Origin of the sequence: Aurantimonas marina (assembly GCF_017183135.1) — a bacterium.
Taxonomy (GTDB): domain Bacteria; phylum Pseudomonadota; class Alphaproteobacteria; order Rhizobiales; family Rhizobiaceae; genus Aurantimonas; species Aurantimonas marina.
Window position 1 is genome coordinate 1 of the sequence record NZ_JADDXW010000018.1, and the last position, 17,585, is coordinate 17,585.

At 62.2% G+C, this 17,585-nt stretch carries 19 protein-coding genes; 12 read left to right on the forward strand and 7 right to left on the reverse strand.

The genetic code is table 11. From position 1 onward, the window contains the following. Positions 1–16: 16 nt before the first annotated feature. Positions 17–865 carry a transposase gene (locus ING15_RS16650; protein ID WP_408628705.1) on the reverse strand — a complete coding sequence of 283 codons (849 nt, stop codon included), beginning with the start codon at positions 863–865 and terminating at the stop codon, positions 17–19. On the opposite strand from ING15_RS16650, the gene mgtE reads away from it, so the two are divergent. Then, positions 757–2,169: a magnesium transporter gene (gene mgtE / locus ING15_RS16655; RefSeq protein ID WP_206455971.1), complete on the forward strand. Its 1,413-nt coding sequence runs from the start codon at positions 757–759 to the stop codon at positions 2,167–2,169. The genes ING15_RS16650 and mgtE overlap by 109 nt on opposite strands. Before the next feature lie 120 nt (positions 2,170–2,289). Continuing rightward, positions 2,290–2,691: a MerR family transcriptional regulator gene (locus ING15_RS16660; RefSeq protein ID WP_206455972.1), complete on the forward strand. Its 402-nt coding sequence runs from the start codon at positions 2,290–2,292 to the stop codon at positions 2,689–2,691. Between the two features lie 23 nt (positions 2,692–2,714). Here ING15_RS16660 and ING15_RS16665 read toward each other — a convergent pair whose 3' ends face one another. Beyond that, positions 2,715–3,677, reverse strand: coding sequence for a heparan-alpha-glucosaminide N-acetyltransferase (locus tag ING15_RS16665; protein WP_206456018.1), 963 nt, complete (start codon positions 3,675–3,677; stop codon positions 2,715–2,717). Positions 3,678–3,766: 89 nt separating this feature from the next. On the opposite strand from ING15_RS16665, the gene ING15_RS16670 reads away from it, so the two are divergent. From ING15_RS16670 to ING15_RS16680, 3 genes are all read left to right on the forward strand, one after another. Beyond that, entirely contained in the window at positions 3,767–4,597 is an 831-nt protein-coding gene (locus tag ING15_RS16670) for an aldo/keto reductase (RefSeq protein ID WP_206455973.1), read from the forward strand. Continuing rightward, positions 4,597–5,937 carry a mechanosensitive ion channel family protein gene (locus ING15_RS16675; protein WP_206455974.1) on the forward strand — a complete coding sequence of 447 codons (1,341 nt, stop codon included), beginning with the start codon at positions 4,597–4,599 and terminating at the stop codon, positions 5,935–5,937. The genes ING15_RS16670 and ING15_RS16675 overlap by 1 nt, the downstream gene beginning before the upstream one ends. Positions 5,938–6,072: 135 nt before the next feature. Next, entirely contained in the window at positions 6,073–6,822 is a 750-nt protein-coding gene (locus ING15_RS16680) for a YdcF family protein (protein ID WP_332873851.1), read from the forward strand. A gap of 37 nt (positions 6,823–6,859) precedes the next feature. On the opposite strand, the gene ING15_RS16685 is transcribed toward ING15_RS16680, so the two are convergent. Next, entirely contained in the window at positions 6,860–7,156 is a 297-nt protein-coding gene (locus ING15_RS16685) for a DUF3253 domain-containing protein (protein ID WP_210348932.1), read from the reverse strand. Next, positions 7,153–7,836, reverse strand: coding sequence for a DUF599 domain-containing protein (locus tag ING15_RS16690; protein WP_206455975.1), 684 nt, complete (start codon positions 7,834–7,836; stop codon positions 7,153–7,155). The genes ING15_RS16685 and ING15_RS16690 overlap by 4 nt, the downstream gene beginning before the upstream one ends. Before the next feature lie 260 nt (positions 7,837–8,096). Here ING15_RS16690 and ING15_RS19775 point away from each other — a divergent pair, with 260 nt between their 5' ends. Further along, the gene (locus ING15_RS19775) at positions 8,097–8,222 is read left to right on the forward strand and encodes a hypothetical protein (protein ID WP_269812755.1); all 126 of its coding nucleotides are present in this window, start codon (positions 8,097–8,099) and stop codon (positions 8,220–8,222) included. 305 nt (positions 8,223–8,527) lie between these two features. Then, positions 8,528–8,965 carry a DUF1489 family protein gene (locus ING15_RS16695; RefSeq protein WP_206455976.1) on the forward strand — a complete coding sequence of 146 codons (438 nt, stop codon included), beginning with the start codon at positions 8,528–8,530 and terminating at the stop codon, positions 8,963–8,965. Positions 8,966–9,344: 379 nt separating this feature from the next. On the opposite strand, the gene ING15_RS16700 is transcribed toward ING15_RS16695, so the two are convergent. Beyond that, a complete protein-coding gene (locus tag ING15_RS16700; RefSeq protein ID WP_332873852.1) occupies positions 9,345–10,826 on the reverse strand; it encodes a D-alanyl-D-alanine carboxypeptidase in 1,482 nt (493 codons plus the stop codon). A 328-nt stretch (positions 10,827–11,154) separates the two neighbouring features. Between ING15_RS16700 and ING15_RS16705 the strand changes: the two genes are divergently transcribed. The 5 genes from ING15_RS16705 (at position 11,155) to ING15_RS16725 (ending at position 15,802) form a co-directional block, all read left to right on the forward strand. Next, positions 11,155–11,541: a phasin family protein gene (locus tag ING15_RS16705; protein WP_206455977.1), complete on the forward strand. Its 387-nt coding sequence runs from the start codon at positions 11,155–11,157 to the stop codon at positions 11,539–11,541. A 199-nt stretch (positions 11,542–11,740) separates the two neighbouring features. Next, a complete protein-coding gene (gene clpS, locus ING15_RS16710; protein WP_232845835.1) occupies positions 11,741–12,133 on the forward strand; it encodes an ATP-dependent Clp protease adapter ClpS in 393 nt (130 codons plus the stop codon). An 8-nt stretch (positions 12,134–12,141) separates the two neighbouring features. Then, positions 12,142–14,637: an ATP-dependent Clp protease ATP-binding subunit ClpA gene (gene clpA / locus ING15_RS16715; protein WP_206455978.1), complete on the forward strand. Its 2,496-nt coding sequence runs from the start codon at positions 12,142–12,144 to the stop codon at positions 14,635–14,637. 71 nt (positions 14,638–14,708) lie between these two features. After that, a complete protein-coding gene (locus tag ING15_RS16720) occupies positions 14,709–15,446 on the forward strand; it encodes an AzlC family ABC transporter permease (protein WP_206455979.1) in 738 nt (245 codons plus the stop codon). Beyond that, positions 15,446–15,802 (forward strand): AzlD domain-containing protein, encoded by a 357-nt coding sequence (locus ING15_RS16725; protein WP_206455980.1) that lies wholly within the window; start codon positions 15,446–15,448, stop codon positions 15,800–15,802. The genes ING15_RS16720 and ING15_RS16725 overlap by 1 nt, the downstream gene beginning before the upstream one ends. Before the next feature lie 28 nt (positions 15,803–15,830). Here the strand turns inward: ING15_RS16725 and ING15_RS16730 are convergent, their stop codons facing one another. Both ING15_RS16730 and ING15_RS16735 read right to left on the reverse strand, forming a co-directional pair. Beyond that, positions 15,831–16,253, reverse strand: coding sequence for an HIT family protein (locus ING15_RS16730; protein ID WP_206455981.1), 423 nt, complete (start codon positions 16,251–16,253; stop codon positions 15,831–15,833). Between the two features lie 96 nt (positions 16,254–16,349). Further along, on the reverse strand, positions 16,350–17,573 hold the full coding sequence (locus tag ING15_RS16735) for a GNAT family N-acetyltransferase (RefSeq protein WP_206456023.1): 1,224 nt from the start codon (positions 17,571–17,573) through the stop codon (positions 16,350–16,352). Between the last annotated feature and the right edge of the window lie 12 nt (positions 17,574–17,585).

Consider the following 17,585-nt stretch of genomic DNA (forward strand, 5'->3'; position numbering starts at 1 on the left):
ACAGCCCCTAAATAAATCAAATACTTAGCTGCGAGGCCGATTTCGGCGAGTTGAAACTTTGAGCCGGAGTTCCAACTTTTGGCGCCGATTCGTTCCCGTTCGACGTTGCCCGGCGTCCGACGCGGCGCTGCTCGGCGGTCAGGCCGCGCACGTCGACGGGTGACAACATGGTGTCCCAGCTGCATGCGCTCGTGGCGTCGGTGCGCCGCTTCATCTCACCGTTGAGCCGCTTGATCGGATTTATACTGCGTAATTTCGCGCGGTGCTGCGGCGGGAAAGTCATGTAGGTGAGGACATCCTCCTCGGCGTCGTCCACGAGATTGGCCAGTTTCGGTAACCTGCCGCGTATCTGGTCGGCAACTTGGCGCCATTGCTTGCTGGCATCGGCATGGTCGTTCGGTGTGAAGGTAGTGGCGACGCGCCGGCTGCTGTTGCCGGCATGGGCCAGTGCGATTCTTTGGAAGTGAACCCCGGCAGCGTTGCCAGGTCGTGGCGCGTACACGGGCGACGGCGCCTTGATGCACTCGTCGGCGTCGCAGATAACCAGCCTGGCTACACCGCCACATGGGACACGACCCGGCGAACGCGTGACCTGCATGCGCCAAAGGTTTACTCCCTCGTTTTTCTTCGCAGATGATGATGTGGCCGAGCGCGGAAATACCGCCGCTTCCGAAGGGATCGGATATGATCTAAACGCTCGGGTGACGGTCCCGCTTTTCGGCGGATGCGAATGTTTCCGCTGCAGAGGGAGTGTGCATGGCTGATACGCGGCTCGACGAAGGTGCCCCCGAAGCCGATGCTCGGTCGGAATTATACGACGAGGACGGCTTCGTTGCCCGCGAGTTCCGCGAGCGCGTCGAGACAGCGATCGCGGCGGGCGACTCCGAGACGCTGCGGGAGGAAATCAGCCCGCTTCACGAATCCGAGCTTGGCGATCTTCTCGAAGCGCTGGACAACGACAACCGCCAGGCGCTCGTCCGGCTCATGGGCGACGCGTTCGACTATACGGCGCTCACCGAGGTCGACGAGGCGATCCGCCTCTCCATCGTCGATGCGATGCCGAACGAGCAGATCGCGGCGGCGGTCCTTGAGCTGGAATCCGACGACGCCGTCTACATTCTGGAGGACCTCGACGAAGAGGACCGCAAGGAGATCCTCGAACGTCTGCCGTTTCGCGAACGGATTCGGCTGCGGCGCTCGCTCGAATATCCCGAGGAATCGGCCGGCCGCCGCATGCAGACCGAGTTCGTCGCGGTGCCGCCCTTCTGGACCGTCGGCCAGACCATCGACTACATGCGCGAGGAGGAGGATTTGCCCGAATCCTTCGCCCAGATCTTCGTCATCGACCCGAGCTTCAAGCTGCAAGGCGCCGTCGATCTCGACCGCATCCTGCGCGCCAAGCGACCGGAAAAGATCGAAGACATCATGCACGAGACGCGCCACGCGATCCCGGCCGAGATGGACCAGGAAGAGGCGGCGCAGGTCATCGAGCAATACGATCTTCCCTCAGCCGCCGTGGTGGACTCGAATGAACGGTTGGTCGGTGTTCTCGCCATCGACGACGTCATCGATATCATGCAGCAAGAGGCCGACGAGGACATCAAGCGCCTCGGCGGCGTCGGCGACGAGGAAATCTCCGATACAGTGTTGACCGCCGCGCGTTCGCGTTTCTCCTGGCTGCTCATCAACCTCGCGACGGCGATCCTCGCCTCACTCGTCATCGGGTTTTTCGATGCCACGATCGAGCAGATGGTGGCGCTTGCCGTCTTGATGCCGATCGTCGCCTCGATGGGCGGCAACGCCGGCACCCAGACCATGACCGTCACCGTTCGAGCCTTGGCCGCGCGCGACATCGACTTTCACAATGCCGGGCGGATCATTCGACGGGAAACTCTGGTCGGGCTGCTCAACGGTTTGATCTTCGCGATGATCATCGGCGTGGTGGCGGCTATTTGGTTCGACAGTCGCGGACTCGGCACGGTGATCGCGGTGGCCATGGTCATCAACATGCTGGCCGCCGCGCTCGCCGGAATCCTGATCCCGCTGGTGCTCGATAGGCTGGGCGCCGACCCGGCCATCGCCTCCGGCACGTTCGTGACCACGGTTACCGACGTCGTTGGCTTCTTCGCGTTTCTCGGGCTTGCCGCCTGGTGGTTCAACATTGGCTAACGACGTTCCGGACCCGGCGGTCAGGCTGCGGCCTTGCCATTCGTTGAGAGCCGCAATTGACTTTGACGTAAATCTGTATTCAAGAAATGCGGGTCATACGAGGCAGGAACCGGATCGCATATGCGTGACTACTATACGATCACGGAGCTCACGCGCGAGTTCGACATCTCGACCCGCACGATCCGATTTTATGAGGATGAAGGTCTGATCTCGCCCATCCGGCGTGGCCGGACGCGGCTGTTCCGACACTCAGACCGGCAATTGCTCAAGAACATCCTGCGCGGCAAGCGGCTCGGTTTTTCGATCGCCGACATCCGCGACATCATGAACATGTACAAGAGCCCGCCCGGTGAGGCCGCGCAATTGCAGGCGATCATTCGGCGTGTCGGCGACAAGAGGCGTGAACTCGAACAGAAGCGTCGCGACATCGACGAATTGCTGCGCGAACTCGACGCCGCCGAGGAGGCTTGCCTGACCCGCATGGCCGAACTCAGCGTGGGGCAGGGCGCCCGCGCGAGCTAACGCTTCATATGGCGCCGGCCCCGTTATTCGGTTTGCTCGAAGGAGCACTGGTTGGTGATCCGCCGGATTCGGGTCATCTTCGCGTCGTCCAGCCCGCCTCCCATCAGGGCGTCGAAAAGACCCTGCGCGCGCAACTCTCGTTCCGCGCAGCCGCAATAGCGCTCACAGAATGCGGCGTCGCGTTCGGCCAGACAGGCCCGCTGGCAATCGGCACGGAACACGGCTTGCGTATCCGCTGGCGCGAGTTGCGCGACGGCGAAGACGATACCGAACAGGATCGGCTGATGCAGCAGATAGAAGAGCAGCGCATGGCGACCGAGGACGCCCAGTCGCCACATCGGGCGGAGCGATGAATTCCAGCCGCGCAATCGATCGAAGACGCCGTGGACGAGGGCGAAGCGCGCCGCCGCGATGCCTGCCAGAACGGCACCGAAGAATGGGAAGACCGGGATGAAGTCGTTGGAAAACGGTGGAGCCTCGAAGAAGCCGATCCAGGCGAGCCACTTCGGGTCGAAGACAGGGTGGGAGATCACGAAAGGCAGGACGACTATCACTGCGGCGGCGAACGCGGTCACAAGCCAGGGCAGGTGGATAAACAGCAGCCCGAGCAGGCTGGCGACCGCGATCAGTTGCAGGATGCCGAAGAAGACGAAGCTGTTCGGGGTGACGAAAAGCGTGACAACCGTGATCGCCACGGCGCCAGCGGCCACCTGCGCCAGGCGGATCAGGAAGGGACGCCAACGGATCGCCCGCCCATGGGCGAGCACCAGGCTGACACCGACCAGGAACAGGAAGCTCGAGGCGATGGTGCGCGCGAAGATTTTCCAGCCACCCGAACCGGTTAGCCCGCGCTCGACATAGTTGAAGAACTCCAGATCCCAGGCGAAGTGATAGATCGCCATGGCGAAGAGCGCGACGGCGCGCGCGATATCGATGAATTCGATGCGACCGCGGCTGGTCGGATTGATGGACTGGGACACGCAGATTCCTCGACGCTGGACACCCTTGCGAGTCGCCTATCTTGTTGGGGGAGGCCACCGGACGGATTTGGCCATCTACCTTGGGAAGGCGATTCATGAAGATCATCGAGGCGAACGGCGCGCGCATCCCCGCGATCGGTTTCGGAACCTATACACTCGAAGGCGAGACTTGCGTCGATATGGTGGCGAAGGCGATCGATGCCGGCTATCGCCATCTCGACACGGCCCGCATGTACGGGAACGAGAAGGAGGTCGGCGAAGGCATTCGCCGAAGCGGCATCGAACGTGAAGAATTGTTCGTGACCACGAAGGTCTGGTGGACGGACATTGGCGAAGCCGACCTGGTGCCGACCGCGCGAAAGGCCGTCGAAGCGCTGAATATAGGGACGGTCGACCTGTTGCTGATCCATTGGCCGAACCACGAAATCGCGCTGGAAGAATCGATCGACGCCTTGAACGCGGCGATCGGCGAGGAACTGACCAAGCATATCGGCGTGGCGAATTTTCCCAGTGCGATGCTGGACGAGGCGGCCGCGATGTCGGCAGCGCCACTCGCCTGCAATCAGGTCGAATATCACCCCTTTCTCAGCCAGGACGCCGTCCTGTCGGCCTGTCGGCGGCATGACATGGCGATGATTGCCTATTCGCCGCTTGGCCAGGGGGGCGACCTTCTGGGCAATTCGGTGATCCGTGAGGCGGCCGAGCGGCATGGCAAGACGTCGGCCCAGATCGTCCTGCGCTGGGAGATCGAGCAGGACGGCGTCGGTGCGATTCCACGGACGTCGAATCCCGATCGGCTGAAGGAGAACATCGACATCTTCGATTTCTCCCTCACGGAAGCCGAGCACGAGGCGATCACGGCCTTGACCCATCGCCGCGAGCGGCTGGTGGATCCGTCCTTTGCACCGAACTGGGATCGCGCCTGATGGACGAACGGGCGCTGCGGCGGATCGGCGCGGATGTCATGGAGTGGAGCCGGGACCTTTTCGGCTTTTTCTACCAGCCCTCGTCACTTCTGCAGATTACGATCGTCATCGCCTGTCTCGCATTCGCCTGGCTGCTCGATCGTCTGTCGCGCGTATCGATCGAACATCAGGTTCGCAAGATCAAAGGCGCCCCAAGGTTTCTGCGTATCATTGCCGCCATTCGCCGACGGATGGGCTTGGTGTTCTTCGTCCTGCTCCTGTGGGGCGCCAAGCTCCTCGATGCGGCCGCGGGCGGTCCACGCTCCCAGATCGTCGCCATCGTCTTCGATCTCGCGCTCGCCTATCTCGTCATCGCCGTGGCCTCGCGGATCGTCCGCAACCGGCTCCTGTCCCGCATGATCACTTTCGTCGCCTGGGGACTGGCGGCGCTCTCCATTCTCGATCTCATCGGCCCGGTTGCCGATGTGCTCGACCAGACCGCCCTGACCGTCGGCCAATCGCGCATTTCCGCCCTGCTCGTCATCAAGACCATCGTGGTCCTCGCCGTCACGCTCTGGCTGGCATCGACCGCAGGAAACTTTTTGGATACGCGCGTTCAGCGCAGCGAGGAGCTGACGCCGACTCTAAGGGTTCTGATCGGCAAATTCCTGAAGATCGGCCTGATTCTGCTGGCACTGGCGGTGGCGCTCGCGTCGGCCGGCGTCGATTTGACGGCGTTGACGATTTTCTCCGGCGCAATCGGCGTCGGTCTCGGCTTCGGCCTGCAGAAGGTAGTCTCGAACTTCATCTCCGGCATCATCATCCTGACCGACCGGTCGATCAAGCCGGGCGACACGATCTCGCTGGGCGACACCTTCGGCTGGATTCGCGAGTTGCGCGCGCGGTTCGTCTCCGTCGTGACCCGGGACGGGCGCGAATATCTGATCCCCAACGAGGACTTCATCACCAACCAGGTGATCAACTGGTCGTTCTCCAACGATCTGGTGCGAATCGATGTCGAATTCGGCGTCTCCTACGATTCCGATCCGCACGAGGTCATACGGATCTCCAAAGAGGCGACCGCGGCGCTCGAACGGGTCGTCAATCACAAGGGTGTCGTCTGTTGGATGACCGGCTTCGGCGACTCCTCCATAGATTTCGTCGTGCGCTTCTGGATTCGCGATCCGCAGGCTGGTCTCACCAACGTCAAGGGCGAGGTGCTTCTGGCGCTCTGGGATGCGTTCAAGGCAAACGGAATCGGCATTCCGTTCCCTCATCGCGAGATCATCATGCGCACGCCAGTCACGGTGAAAACGGTCGAAAAGACCGGTGATGCAGGCCGCGGAACCGCGGAACCGTGAGGGCTGGCCGGAGGCCGACGAGGGTACACGGGTCGGCGGCTTCTGATATGAGGGTGGCGCATCCTCACTCAGGCCCGGAGGTCGACCCTGTTCTTCTATCTCGCCAAGCTCGGCTGGTTCGTTCTGCAGCCATTGGTGGCCATCCTGCTTCTTGGAGCGATCGGTCTCCTTGCTTGGCGGCTGCGCTATCGCCGGATCGCCGCGACGCTGTATTCGCTCGCGGCCATCGCGCTGGCCGTCAGCAGTCTGACGCCGGCGGGCTTGTTGATGACGGCATTCCTGGAGAATCGCTTTCCGCGTCCGGAGCTGCCGGATGAGATCGCCGGGATCGTCGTCCTCGGCGGCGCATTCGACACCCGCGTGGCCCGCACTCGCGGCGAGCCGGAACTCAATGAGGCCGCCGACAGGGTGACGGCGTCCCTAGCCCTCGCGCGGCGATATCCGGATGCGAAGGTGCTGTACAGTGGCGGCGTCGCCGCCGTGTTCGAAGACGATATCCCGGAGACGGAGGCGGCCAGCGACCTCTATCTCTCGCTCGGTCTCGCGGCGGATCGCCTTGCGCTCGATAGCAGGGCGCGCGACACCTACGAAAATGCGCTTTTTGCCAAGCAACTCGCGCAGCCGAAGCCGGGCGAGGTCTGGCTGCTGGTAACGTCTGCTTACCACATGCCGCGCGCGGTCGGGTCGTTCCGAGTCGCCGAGTTCCCGACACTGCCCTATCCGGTCGATTATCGTACGCCGTCCGGCACCGCGCTGTGGCGCCCGTCGAGCGCCACAACCCGAAACTTGGAGAAGGTGCATTTCGCGATCCGCGAGTATCTCGGGCTCCTGGCCTATCGCCTCGCTGGGCGCACCAATGCTCTCATACCCAGCCCAGGAACCTGAGCCGGAGGCGCACGGTCACGCAAAATGCCTTAATGAATCAGTCATCGGCCGAGCGGGGCGCGGCCAGACGGTAGACGCCCCGGAAATCACGCGGATTGACGGTCTTGCCCTTGCGGCGGATTTCGAGCCGGCCGGCATCAGCCAATTTGACCGCTTCGGCCCGGATCGGCTTCATCAACTGGCGCCAGAGTTTCTCGTCCGAACCGACCAGCGCACGCGCCACTTCGGATGGACAGACGCTTTTGCTATCGCCACGCGATGCGATCGCGGCCTCGATCGCGTTGATGATGGCGGCTGAGTTGGGTTTCGCGAACGGCGCGGGAGCGTCGGTCAATCGGCAAACGCCTTTCGCGCGGGTGAGAAGAACTGGCGGTTGGCCAAGATCATGAGGACCAGGAAGGTCGTGAGAAACAGCGCATACGGGCCGAGAAACCAGCCGAGATAGGCCAGCGCGAAGAAGATCGCCCGCAGCCCGGAATTGAAATTCAGGCCGGCTTGCTGGTTGAGCCGCGCCGCACGCACGACGGCTCGTTCGGCTTCGGCGGGGTTCGCCTCTGCATCGGCATGCATCGGAATCGCGCCGATCAGGATCGAGCAATAATTGAACAGGCGATACGCCCAGCCGAACTTGAAGAACGCGTAGGCGAAGATCATCACCAGCCCAAGCAGCTTGAACTCGACCAACGCCCGGTCGAGCCGACCGTAGAATGGCAGATCTGAGGCGATGACCGCGATACGCTCGGCCGAGCCAAGCATGGCAAAGCTCCCACCGATGGCGAAAATACAGGCCGACGCGAAGAACGCGGTGCCCTGCTGCAACCCAGCCATGATCGCCGTGTCGATCATCCGCAGATCACGGCGGAACATGACCCGCATCCAGCGCTCCCGCTGCTGGTTGATGGCGCTCGACAGGCCTCGCCCGGCGAGAGGGCCGCGCTCGGTGAACCAGCTGTAGCCGATCCACACGATCAGGAAAATCACCAGTGCGGCTGTGTCGGTTGCTTCGATCACCATCAGCCACATCTCTCCTCGTTTCGTGCAAATGCCGGCGCGGCGCCTGGCAGGGACGTTGCGGCCGGCGCAATCGGGACAGGCACCTACAGAAGCGATCCGTCAAGGCCGAGGCAAGGCTGGCTGGTCAATATGTACCGGCGAAAATTTTAGAAAAAGACATCTTGTGGATGCGAGGTTTAACCGATATTTAATCCCTGCGGATCGTCGGACGGGGGTCGATAAGCGGTTCGCCAGTTTCACATATCAGGATTGTTTTTCACATGGATGACAGCGTGCGCAAGTCGTGCTGGGGCGTAACCGTCTGGACGGTTTCGATCTTCTCCGCATTACTGGTCCTCGGTTTCCTCTTCAGCGTCCCCGAGACCATCGCGATCGCAGCCAACTGACGACGCGGCTGGAGCGAGCCGGCAAAGGCACTTCACTCGAAATTCCAGAAGAAGCGGCCCTGTGATACGATCGCGGGGTCGTTTTTGTTCGCGCCTTGTCGGCAGGCGCGGGCGTGCAGTCAGGGGGCCGCCGGTCGATGAGTGCGAAATGGGTGCGGGAGACACCCACGTTTCTCTGTTCCCCGTAAGTATCCCGGTTCGGAGGCACCGCATTTCCAATCCGACCGCGTCCTGTTTCGCGCTGGGGACGATTTGCCGCCGTATGGCCTTGACGGCGGGCGGGGATTGCCTCGAGAAGCGAACATATGGCTCTGCATCTGATCAAACTATGCGTCGGCGTCGAGAGCATCGAGGAGCTCGAGGCACATCTGGCAAACCATCTCGCCAGGGCGCGCGGTGAGGGAATGCCGGCCGAGCAGACCCACACGACCCGCATGACCCCGACGCGAGTCGACGACATCGTCGCTGGCGGCTCGCTCTATTGGGTGATCAAGGGGCAGGTTCAGGTGCGCCAGCCGATTCTTGCCATCCGGCCGTTTACCGACGGCGAGGGCATCAAGCGGTGCCACATCGTGCTGCAACCGGTGCTTGTGCGCACTGTCTGGCAGCCTCGGCGCGCTTTTCAGGGATGGCGCTATTTCAAACCCGAGGACGTGCCGTCCGACATTTCCCCTGCGGCTTCGGGAGAGGAGCAGTTTCCGCCGGATCTTCGCCGGGAGCTTATGGAGTTGGGACTTCTGTAGTCGTTAGGGCGGGCATCATGGCCTTCGGCTTGCGATCAACGGAAGCGAAGCCTGACCGCCGGTGCCCCACAGGGACCAGCCGCCTTGATGCGACTGTAGCAGATCGGCTGTGACGCACGCCAAGCCCGAGCGCCATGGGACAGAAGCAGGCCGACGAGGTCCTTTGCCTTGAGGCGGGAGCGTCCCTCGCGGACGTCGACGAGACGCATCGCTGCCTGTTGCAGTGGATGCATCCCTGTCGAGGCAGTTCGGACCTGCTGACGTTCTGATGGGACGAGACCTAATCTGCTTTGCTCGGTCGACATAACGGAACCCTTTATACGCAACACAGGGAAATCGTGGGATGATGGCCGGTGGCGGGGCCGCCACCCCTCTCGATTCAGTTGGCGACCGCGTAGCAATTATAGGCGTTGCGCTTCAGTGCGGCGCAGGCACTCCAGGCCTCGTCCTTGCTGGAAAAGCCAGCGAACCGAGCGCGATAGAGCGTCTGGGAGCCGCTTTTGACGGTCTCGGTGAATGGTTTCGCTGAGGACAGGGGTCCGCCCACCTTGTTCTTGGCTTCGCCGAGCATGGCCATAGCCTGTTCGGCACCGGGCGTCGCGGCGATCTGCACCACCCAAGGAGAGCTAGGAGCCGATGCAGGCGCGGCACTGGCTACGACCGAACCGGTGGTGGTCGGATCGAGATCCTTGCCACCCGGAATCGCTGCCGGCGGAAGCGGAATACCGAAAGCCGCCGGAATGCTGCGGCTCGGTTCGGGGAACGGCGTCCGCGTTGCCGGACGCTCTTGAACGAGAGCGGCACGCAGCGCGTCCTTTCCAAGAAGCGGCCGGCTCCGCGGTTCCGGCAGACGGGCGATCGCGGCCGCCGGCTCCGAGCCGTAGGCGAGCGCGATGCGTTCATCGATCGACGTCGGGACGACAGGTCGGGAATCGGGAAGGGGGCCGCGCGCCGGCAATTTCGCCACAACGGCGTTTCCAGACGAGCGCGAAGCGACTAGCGGGCCGGTGCCGCGCGTGCTGGCTTTGGGGAAATAGCGGTTCAGGAGTTCGACCATGTGGTCGTCGCGGGATCGCCCTGAACGCCCTCCCATCACGACCGCGACGAGTCTCTTGCCATCCCGAGCCACCGAACTGACGAGGTTGAAGCCGGAGGCGTTGATATAGCCGGTCTTGATGCCATCGGTTCCCTGGAAACGCCCGAGGACGCGATTGTGATTGCCCAGCCGACGTCCGCGAAAGCTGTAGGAGCGCGTGCTGAAATATTTGTAGTATTCCGGAAAATGCTCCCTGAGCGCGATGCCGAGCGTCGCCATGTCGCGAGCCGTAGTTCGCTGCGCATTGTCCGGTAACCCGTTGGCATTGCGAAACGTCGTCGCTCGCATGCCGATCCTGCGCGCTTTCGCCGTCATCTGCTCAGCGAAGGTCGATTCCGACCCGGCAAGGAATTCCGCAATGACCACGGCGGCGTCGTTGGCGGATTTGGTGACGAGCGCGTAGATACCTTCCTCGACCGTCAGCGTGGACCCGGTCTTCAAACCGAGCTTCGAGGGCGGGCGGCCAGCCGCGTAGGACGAGACGGGCATCTGGTTTCCGAGTGAGATCCGCCCGCTTTTGAGGGCGTCGAAGGTCATGTACAGGGTCATCATCTTGGTCAGCGACGCGGGATACCGCGGCGCGTCGGCATTCTCCGAATACAGAACCTGACCATTGTTGGCATCGATGACGAAGCCGGCATATTTCGGATTGGCGTCGGCACCGGCGGCATGGGTCAGTGAAAGGCCCGCCCCCATGGCCGCGAGGACAATCATCCTGGTCAGTTTTCTGGCGGCGGTCTTGAGTCCGTCGAATTGGCTACGCACGCGGCAACTCTCTCACTCGGGCATCACGTGACGGGGTAGGCAGGAAAGGACCACGCCCTGGGGCGATCGCAATCCCACGCACACAACGTCGGCTTATTGTCCAAGAGCGTAATCCGGCCGACTTACCAATCGGTTTATGGTTGCCGAATTGTTTGAACGCCGGGTCGCAATCGATCGACCGGGGCGACCTGCCGGAAGCGCATTTCGCACCGCAATGTCCCGCTTGAATTTATGGTGCATCGCAATATGTTGGGGCGAGCATTGGTCGCGGACCGTGACGATTCGCGACCGCTCCGCTGAGCGACCGCCAATTTTAGGGAATCATACGATGAACGTTTACGAAGACGCCAGCAAGATCACTCAGGAAGCCGTGGACAACGCGATCAAGTCGGCATCCGCCGTGACCAAGGGGTTTCAGCAGATCGCGGCCGAGACCAATGATTTCACCAAGCGCTCCTATGAGCAGCAGGCCGAGATGCTGGAGAAGCTGTTCAAGATCAAGACGCTGGACAAGGGAATCGAGCTGCAGACAGACTACGCCAAGATCGCCTATCAGAGCTGGGTCTCCCAGGCGACCCGGATGGGCGAAATCTACGCCGACATTGCCAAGCAGGCCTACAAACCTTTCGAGCAGACGGCCATGAATGCCACGGATGCCGGAAGCCGCACTGCCAAGCTGGCGGCCCAGCCCGTGGAAAAGAAGGCCGCAGCCTGATTTCGCGCATGTGACCCGCCCGCAAGGACGGCTCAAGCCCCACCCAGTAAGTCGAATTGGCCCGGCGGGTTCGTCGGGCCTTTTTGCGTTGTCATCTGCGCGCCGACGACTTGCAAACGACTCCGACCCGTAATGATGCTTTTCCCTGGGTGCCGGCCGCCTTAAAATCCCCGCGCCGGCACATACATACGATGCGATGATGATGGTGGCTGAATTGAGCGAAGATCCCTGTCCGACCCGCGCCAAAGACTTTGCCGCCAAGGCTCAGGCTGGTCGGGACGGTAAGGGCGATACCGAGCGTGGGACGTCCGTGATTACGCGGACGAAGCCCAAAACCAGGAAGCCGAGCCTTTACAGAGTGCTGCTTCTGAACGACGATTACACTCCGATGGAGTTTGTCATTCACGTTCTGGAGCGGTTCTTTCAGAAGGATCGCGAGGCAGCCACCAGGATCATGCTGCATGTGCACAATCACGGTGTCGGCGAATGCGGAGTCTTTACCTACGAGGTAGCGGAGACCAAGGTCACGCAGGTCATGGATTTCGCCCGTCAACATCAGCATCCGCTGCAATGCGTGATGGAAAAGAACTGAGGTGAAGCTTGCCGACATTTTCGCAGAGCCTAGAGAAATCGCTGCATCAGGCACTGACACTCGCAAACGAGCGGCGACAGGAATTCGCGACCCTGGAGCACCTGCTGCTGGCGCTCCTGGAAGACAAGGATGCAGCGGCGGTCATGCATGGCTGCAGCGTCGACCTTGATATCCTGCGCAGGAATCTGACCACTTACATCGACACCGAACTGGCCAATCTCGTGACCGGACACGACGAGGACTCCAAGCCCACCGCGGGGTTCCATCGGGTGATCCAGCGTGCGGTCATCCATGTGCAATCCTCGGGTCGCGAAGAAGTGACCGGGGCGAACGTGCTCGTCGCTATCTTCGCCGAGCGCGAGAGCCATGCCGCGTATTTCCTGCAGGAGCAGGAAATGACCCGCTACGACGCGGTCAATTTCATATCGCACGGAATTTCCAAGCGCCCCGGCGTCACCGAAAGCCGGCCTATCCGAGGCATGGAGGACGAGCAATCGACGGTCGGTCAGGAAGAGGAAGGCAAACGCAAGACGCCCCAGGATGCGCTGACCGCGTATTGTAGCAATCTCAACGAGAAGGCGCGCAAGGGCAAGATCGATCCGCTGATTGGCCGCGCCGAGGAAATCAACCGCACGATCCAGGTGTTGTGCCGGCGCTCCAAGAACAATCCGCTTTATGTCGGCGATCCGGGCGTTGGTAAGACGGCGATCGCCGAGGGTCTGGCCAAGCGTGTCGTCGAAGGCGACGTGCCGGACGTGCTGGCCGATGCGACGATCTTCTCCCTCGACATGGGAACGCTGTTGGCCGGAACCCGCTATCGCGGCGATTTCGAGGAGCGTCTGAAACAGGTGGTGAAGGAGCTCGAGGAGTATCCGGGCGCCATTTTGTTCATCGACGAGATTCACACAGTGATCGGCGCCGGAGCGACGTCCGGCGGCGCGATGGATGCATCGAACCTCTTGAAACCGGCCCTGTCGTCGGGCGCGATCCGTTGCATCGGCTCGACAACCTACAAGGAATATCGCCAGTTCTTCGAAAAGGACCGAGCGCTGGTCCGGCGCTTCCAAAAGATCGACGTCAAGGAGCCGTCGATCGACGACACCGTATCGATCCTCAAGGGGTTAAAGCCCTATTTTGAGGACTTCCATCGGGTGAAGTTCACCAATGACGCGATCAAGTCGGCCGTGGAATTGTCGGCACGCTACATCAACGACCGCAAGCTGCCGGACAAGGCCATCGACGTGATCGACGAGACCGGCGCTTCGCAGATGCTGCTGCCCGAATCCCGGCGGAAGAAACAGATCGGGGTGAGGGAGATCGAGACGACTGTCGCGACCATGGCCCGCATTCCGCCCAAGGCCGTCTCCAAGGATGACGAAATTGTTCTGGCACATCTTGATGCTCAGCTGAAACGGGTGGTCTATGGCCAGGATGCGGCGATCGATGGCTTGGCCTCGGCGATCAAGCTGGCCCGGGCCGGCCTGCGCGAGCCGGACAAGCCGATCGGCTCCTATTTGTTCTCGGGTCCGACTGGCGTCGGCAAGACCGAGGTCGCTCGCCAGCTTGCTTCAGCGCTCGGCGTGGAACTGCTGCGCTTCGACATGTCGGAATATATGGAACGCCACACCGTTTCGCGGTTGATCGGCGCACCTCCGGGATATGTCGGCTTCGATCAGGGTGGGCTGCTCACCGACGGCGTCGACCAGCATCCCCATTGCGTGCTGCTTCTGGATGAAATCGAGAAGGCCCATCCGGACCTCTTCAACATCCTTCTGCAGGTGATGGATCACGGCAAGCTGACCGATCACAACGGCAAGCAGATCGATTTCCGCAATGTGATCTTGATCATGACGACCAATGCCGGGGCGTCCGAGATGGCCAAGGCCAATATCGGCTTCGGACATTCCAAGCGGACCGGAGCGGATGAGGAGGCGATCAATCGTTTGTTCACGCCGGAATTCCGAAACCGGCTCGACGCGATCATTCCGTTCGGCGCATTGCCGACCCCGGTGATTCATCAGGTGGTCGAAAAGTTCGTCATGCAGCTCGAGGCACAACTTTCAGATCGCGGGGTGACATTCGAGCTGGCGCCGGAAGCTGTCGCGTGGCTGGCCGACAAGGGCTATGACGAGAATATGGGTGCCCGTCCGCTTAGCCGGGTCATCCAGGAGCACATCAAGAAACCGTTGGCGGACGAAGTGCTCTTCGGCAAGCTCAAGCGCGGTGGCACGGTCAAGGTCACCGTGGTCGAAGCGGACGAGGGCGGCAAACAGCTGAAGCTGGAGGCGATCGCCGACGAGGTTCCGCCCAAACCGAAGCGCTCGTCCCGGTCAAAAAAGCAGGTGAAGGTCGCAGCCGACGGACCGGACTTCGACGACGCTCCCTCCGAGGACGAGGACGATTCAACCGGCGGGGGCGATGCCGACGGCGAGCTTGCGACGGCGGTGGCGTCGCGCCCCGGCAAACGCCCCGGAACCGTGCCGAAGGTCCCACGCAAATCCTGATCCGCAGATTTAGAAGGGGTCGCTCCATCGGGCGGCCCCTTTTTTGTACCATCCTTCCAGAGATCTGAGCCATGCATGGTGAGACGGCCGCACGAGATCGCTCGTCGCTCTTCTGGGCGCTTCGTGGCGTCAGAGGGATCGCCAGCCCGCCGGCGCTGATTTTGACCGCGGCCTTCGTGGGCTTCGCCGGGCTCTGCCGCGATGCCGGCCTGACATGGGTGGAAGCATCGTTCATGACCGCCACGGTCTGGGCGCTGCCGGCGAAGATCGTTCTGGTTGGCGCCATCACCGCCGGTGCTTCGCTGCCGGCGACCGCTTTGGCGGTTGGATTGTCGTCGCTGCGGATGATGCCGATGGTTGTCGCGCTGATGCCGGTGATCCGAGGACCCAAGACCCGAACAGGGACGCTGCTCTTCCTGTCGCACTTCGTGGCGGTAACCGGCTGGATCTTCGCGATGGAGCGGATTGACAGCGTGCCGCGCGACAAGCGCACCGTCTTCTTCGGCGCCTTCGCCGTAACCCTGACGACAATCAACACCATCCTCGTGGCCCTTGTTTTCAACTTGATGGGGCAGTTGCCGGCCTTGGCGACCGGTGCGCTGGCGTTTCTGACGCCGGTCTATTTCCTGACGTCGCTCTTCGGAACCGCGCGTGAAGCCTCCGGCCGTATTGCCCTGTTCACGGGAATGGCGGCGCTGCCGCTCGCCCATTGGTTCATCCCCGGCTTCGAACTCCTGGTGGCCGGGATTGCCGGCGGAGCCGTCGCCTATCTGGCCGACCGGATCCTCGAAGGGCGGCGGCTCGCGTGATGGGCGATTGGAGCTTCACCGCGATTGCGGAGCCCTGGTGGCCCTTCGTCTTCATCCTCTTGGCAGGCTGGCTGCCCACCGACATATGGCGTTATCTCGGTGTCCTGTCGGCCGGCCGCATCGACGAGCACTCGCCCTTTGCGGCGCTTGCACGAACGATAGCGACATCGCTGGTCGCGGCCGTGATCGCGCAGCTGGTGCTGTTTCCCACCGGCTCGCTCGCCGCGATCGCTCCGCTGATCCGAATCGGAGCCCTTGCGGCGGGCTTTGTGGCCTATCTTCTGTCGGGCCGTCGGATCCTGGTCGCCATTTTGATCGCCGAGGCGATTCTCATCAGCGGCGCCATGCTCACCTGACCGCCGCCCGCCGGGCGGCCGTGAGCACTCAGTCGAGGGCGGCGCGAATGCGGTTGGCCTGCTCGGCGAGAACAGCCTGATCAAGCATGCCGCGGGCATGGCGTTTCAACGGCACCCCGTCATAGATTGGCACCACATGAAAGTGCAGGTGAAAGACGGTCTGCCCGGCCGGGGTCTCGTTGAACTGGGCGATTCGCACGCCATCAGCGTCGAAGGCTTTCTTGACCGCGCGGGCGAGCCTAGCCACGACCGGCATGACCCCCGTCAACGTCTCGTCCGCGGCGTCGAGGAGATTGCGTGACGGCGCCTTGGGAATGACGAGGCAGTGCCCCTTCGACTCCGGCATCACGTCCATGATCGCGATGGCCACCTCGTCCTCGTAGAACGTCTGGCTCGGGAGTTCGCCGCGAAGGATCTTCGCGAAGATGTTGCCGTCGTCGTAGGTGGTCATGAAAGTCCTTCCCCCTCTGTGCTCACCCGACGCGCGGGATCGCCTCCACAGATGTGGCACCGCGCGCCTTTTGTCGACTGTGCTCGTTGCCGTGCATCATGAGGTATCTTTCCTGTAAGGGGTATGTTCCCCCAGAACCTCGCCGACACGCGCGACCTCGGCGCGTTCATGATCGAGATAATCCTCAATGGCGTGGCGAAGGCCTGGATGGGCGATCCAATGGGCTGAATGGGTGGTGACAGGCTCGTAGCCCCGCGCCAGCTTGTGCTCTCCTTGAGCGCCCGCCTCGACGACCGCCAGGCCATGCGCGATCGCATAGTCGATCGCCTGATGGTAGCAGACCTCGAAATGCAGATAGGGATGGTCCTCGATGCAGCCCCAGTTGCGGCCGTAGATCGTATCGGGACCAAGGAAATTCAGCCCGCCGGCGATGTAGCGGCCGTTGTGCTTGGCCATCACTAGCAAGATCTGCGCGCCCATCCGCTCGCCGACGAGACTGAAGAACTCGCGATTGAGATAGGGACGGCCCCATTTTCGGCTGCCGGTATCCATGTAGAACTCGTAAAAGGCGTCCCACACGGCCTCGGTGAGGTCGCGCCCGGTCAGCCATTCGATCGAGATGTCGTTGACGAGCGCCTGTGCCCGCTCCTTGCGCAGGGCTTTGCGCTTGCGCGAGGCGAGGGTGCCGAGAAAGGCTTCGTAGCTGTCATAGCCGCGATTGTGAAAATGAAACTGCTGGTCGGTGCGGTGCAGCCAGTCCGCGTCTTCAAACGCAGCCCGATCATCTGGCCGCAGGAAGGTCGCATGAGCCGACGACACGCCGGTCCTGGCGGCGTAGGTCTTGGCTCCCTCGGCAAGCGCCATGCGGCGGGTTTCCGCCCCAGGACCGTTGCCGACCAACAGGCGAGGGCCCGCGGCAGGGGTGAAGGGCACCGCCATCTGCAGCTTCGGATAATAACGACCACCGGCGCGCTGAAATGCGTCGGCCCAGCCGTGGTCGAAGACGTACTCGCCCTGGCTGTGCGACTTCAGATAGGCCGGCGCGGCTGCGATCGGCTCCCCGTCCGGGCATTCCAGAACCAAGTGTTGAGGCAACCATCCGGTTTGCTGGCTTACGCTACCGCTGTCTTCCAGCGAACTCAGAAATGCGTGCGAGATAAATGGATTGATCGCAATACCGGATTCCGCACTTGAAGCGGGATTGGCCGAAATGGCCCCAAGCCTGTCCCAGCGCTCAGCCGTCACCGCGCTGATAGCGTCGATGACCCTGATCGTGAACGTCGTGTCGCTTGCGAGCGGAGCGTCCTGCAACTTTTCCATCATGGCGAAGAG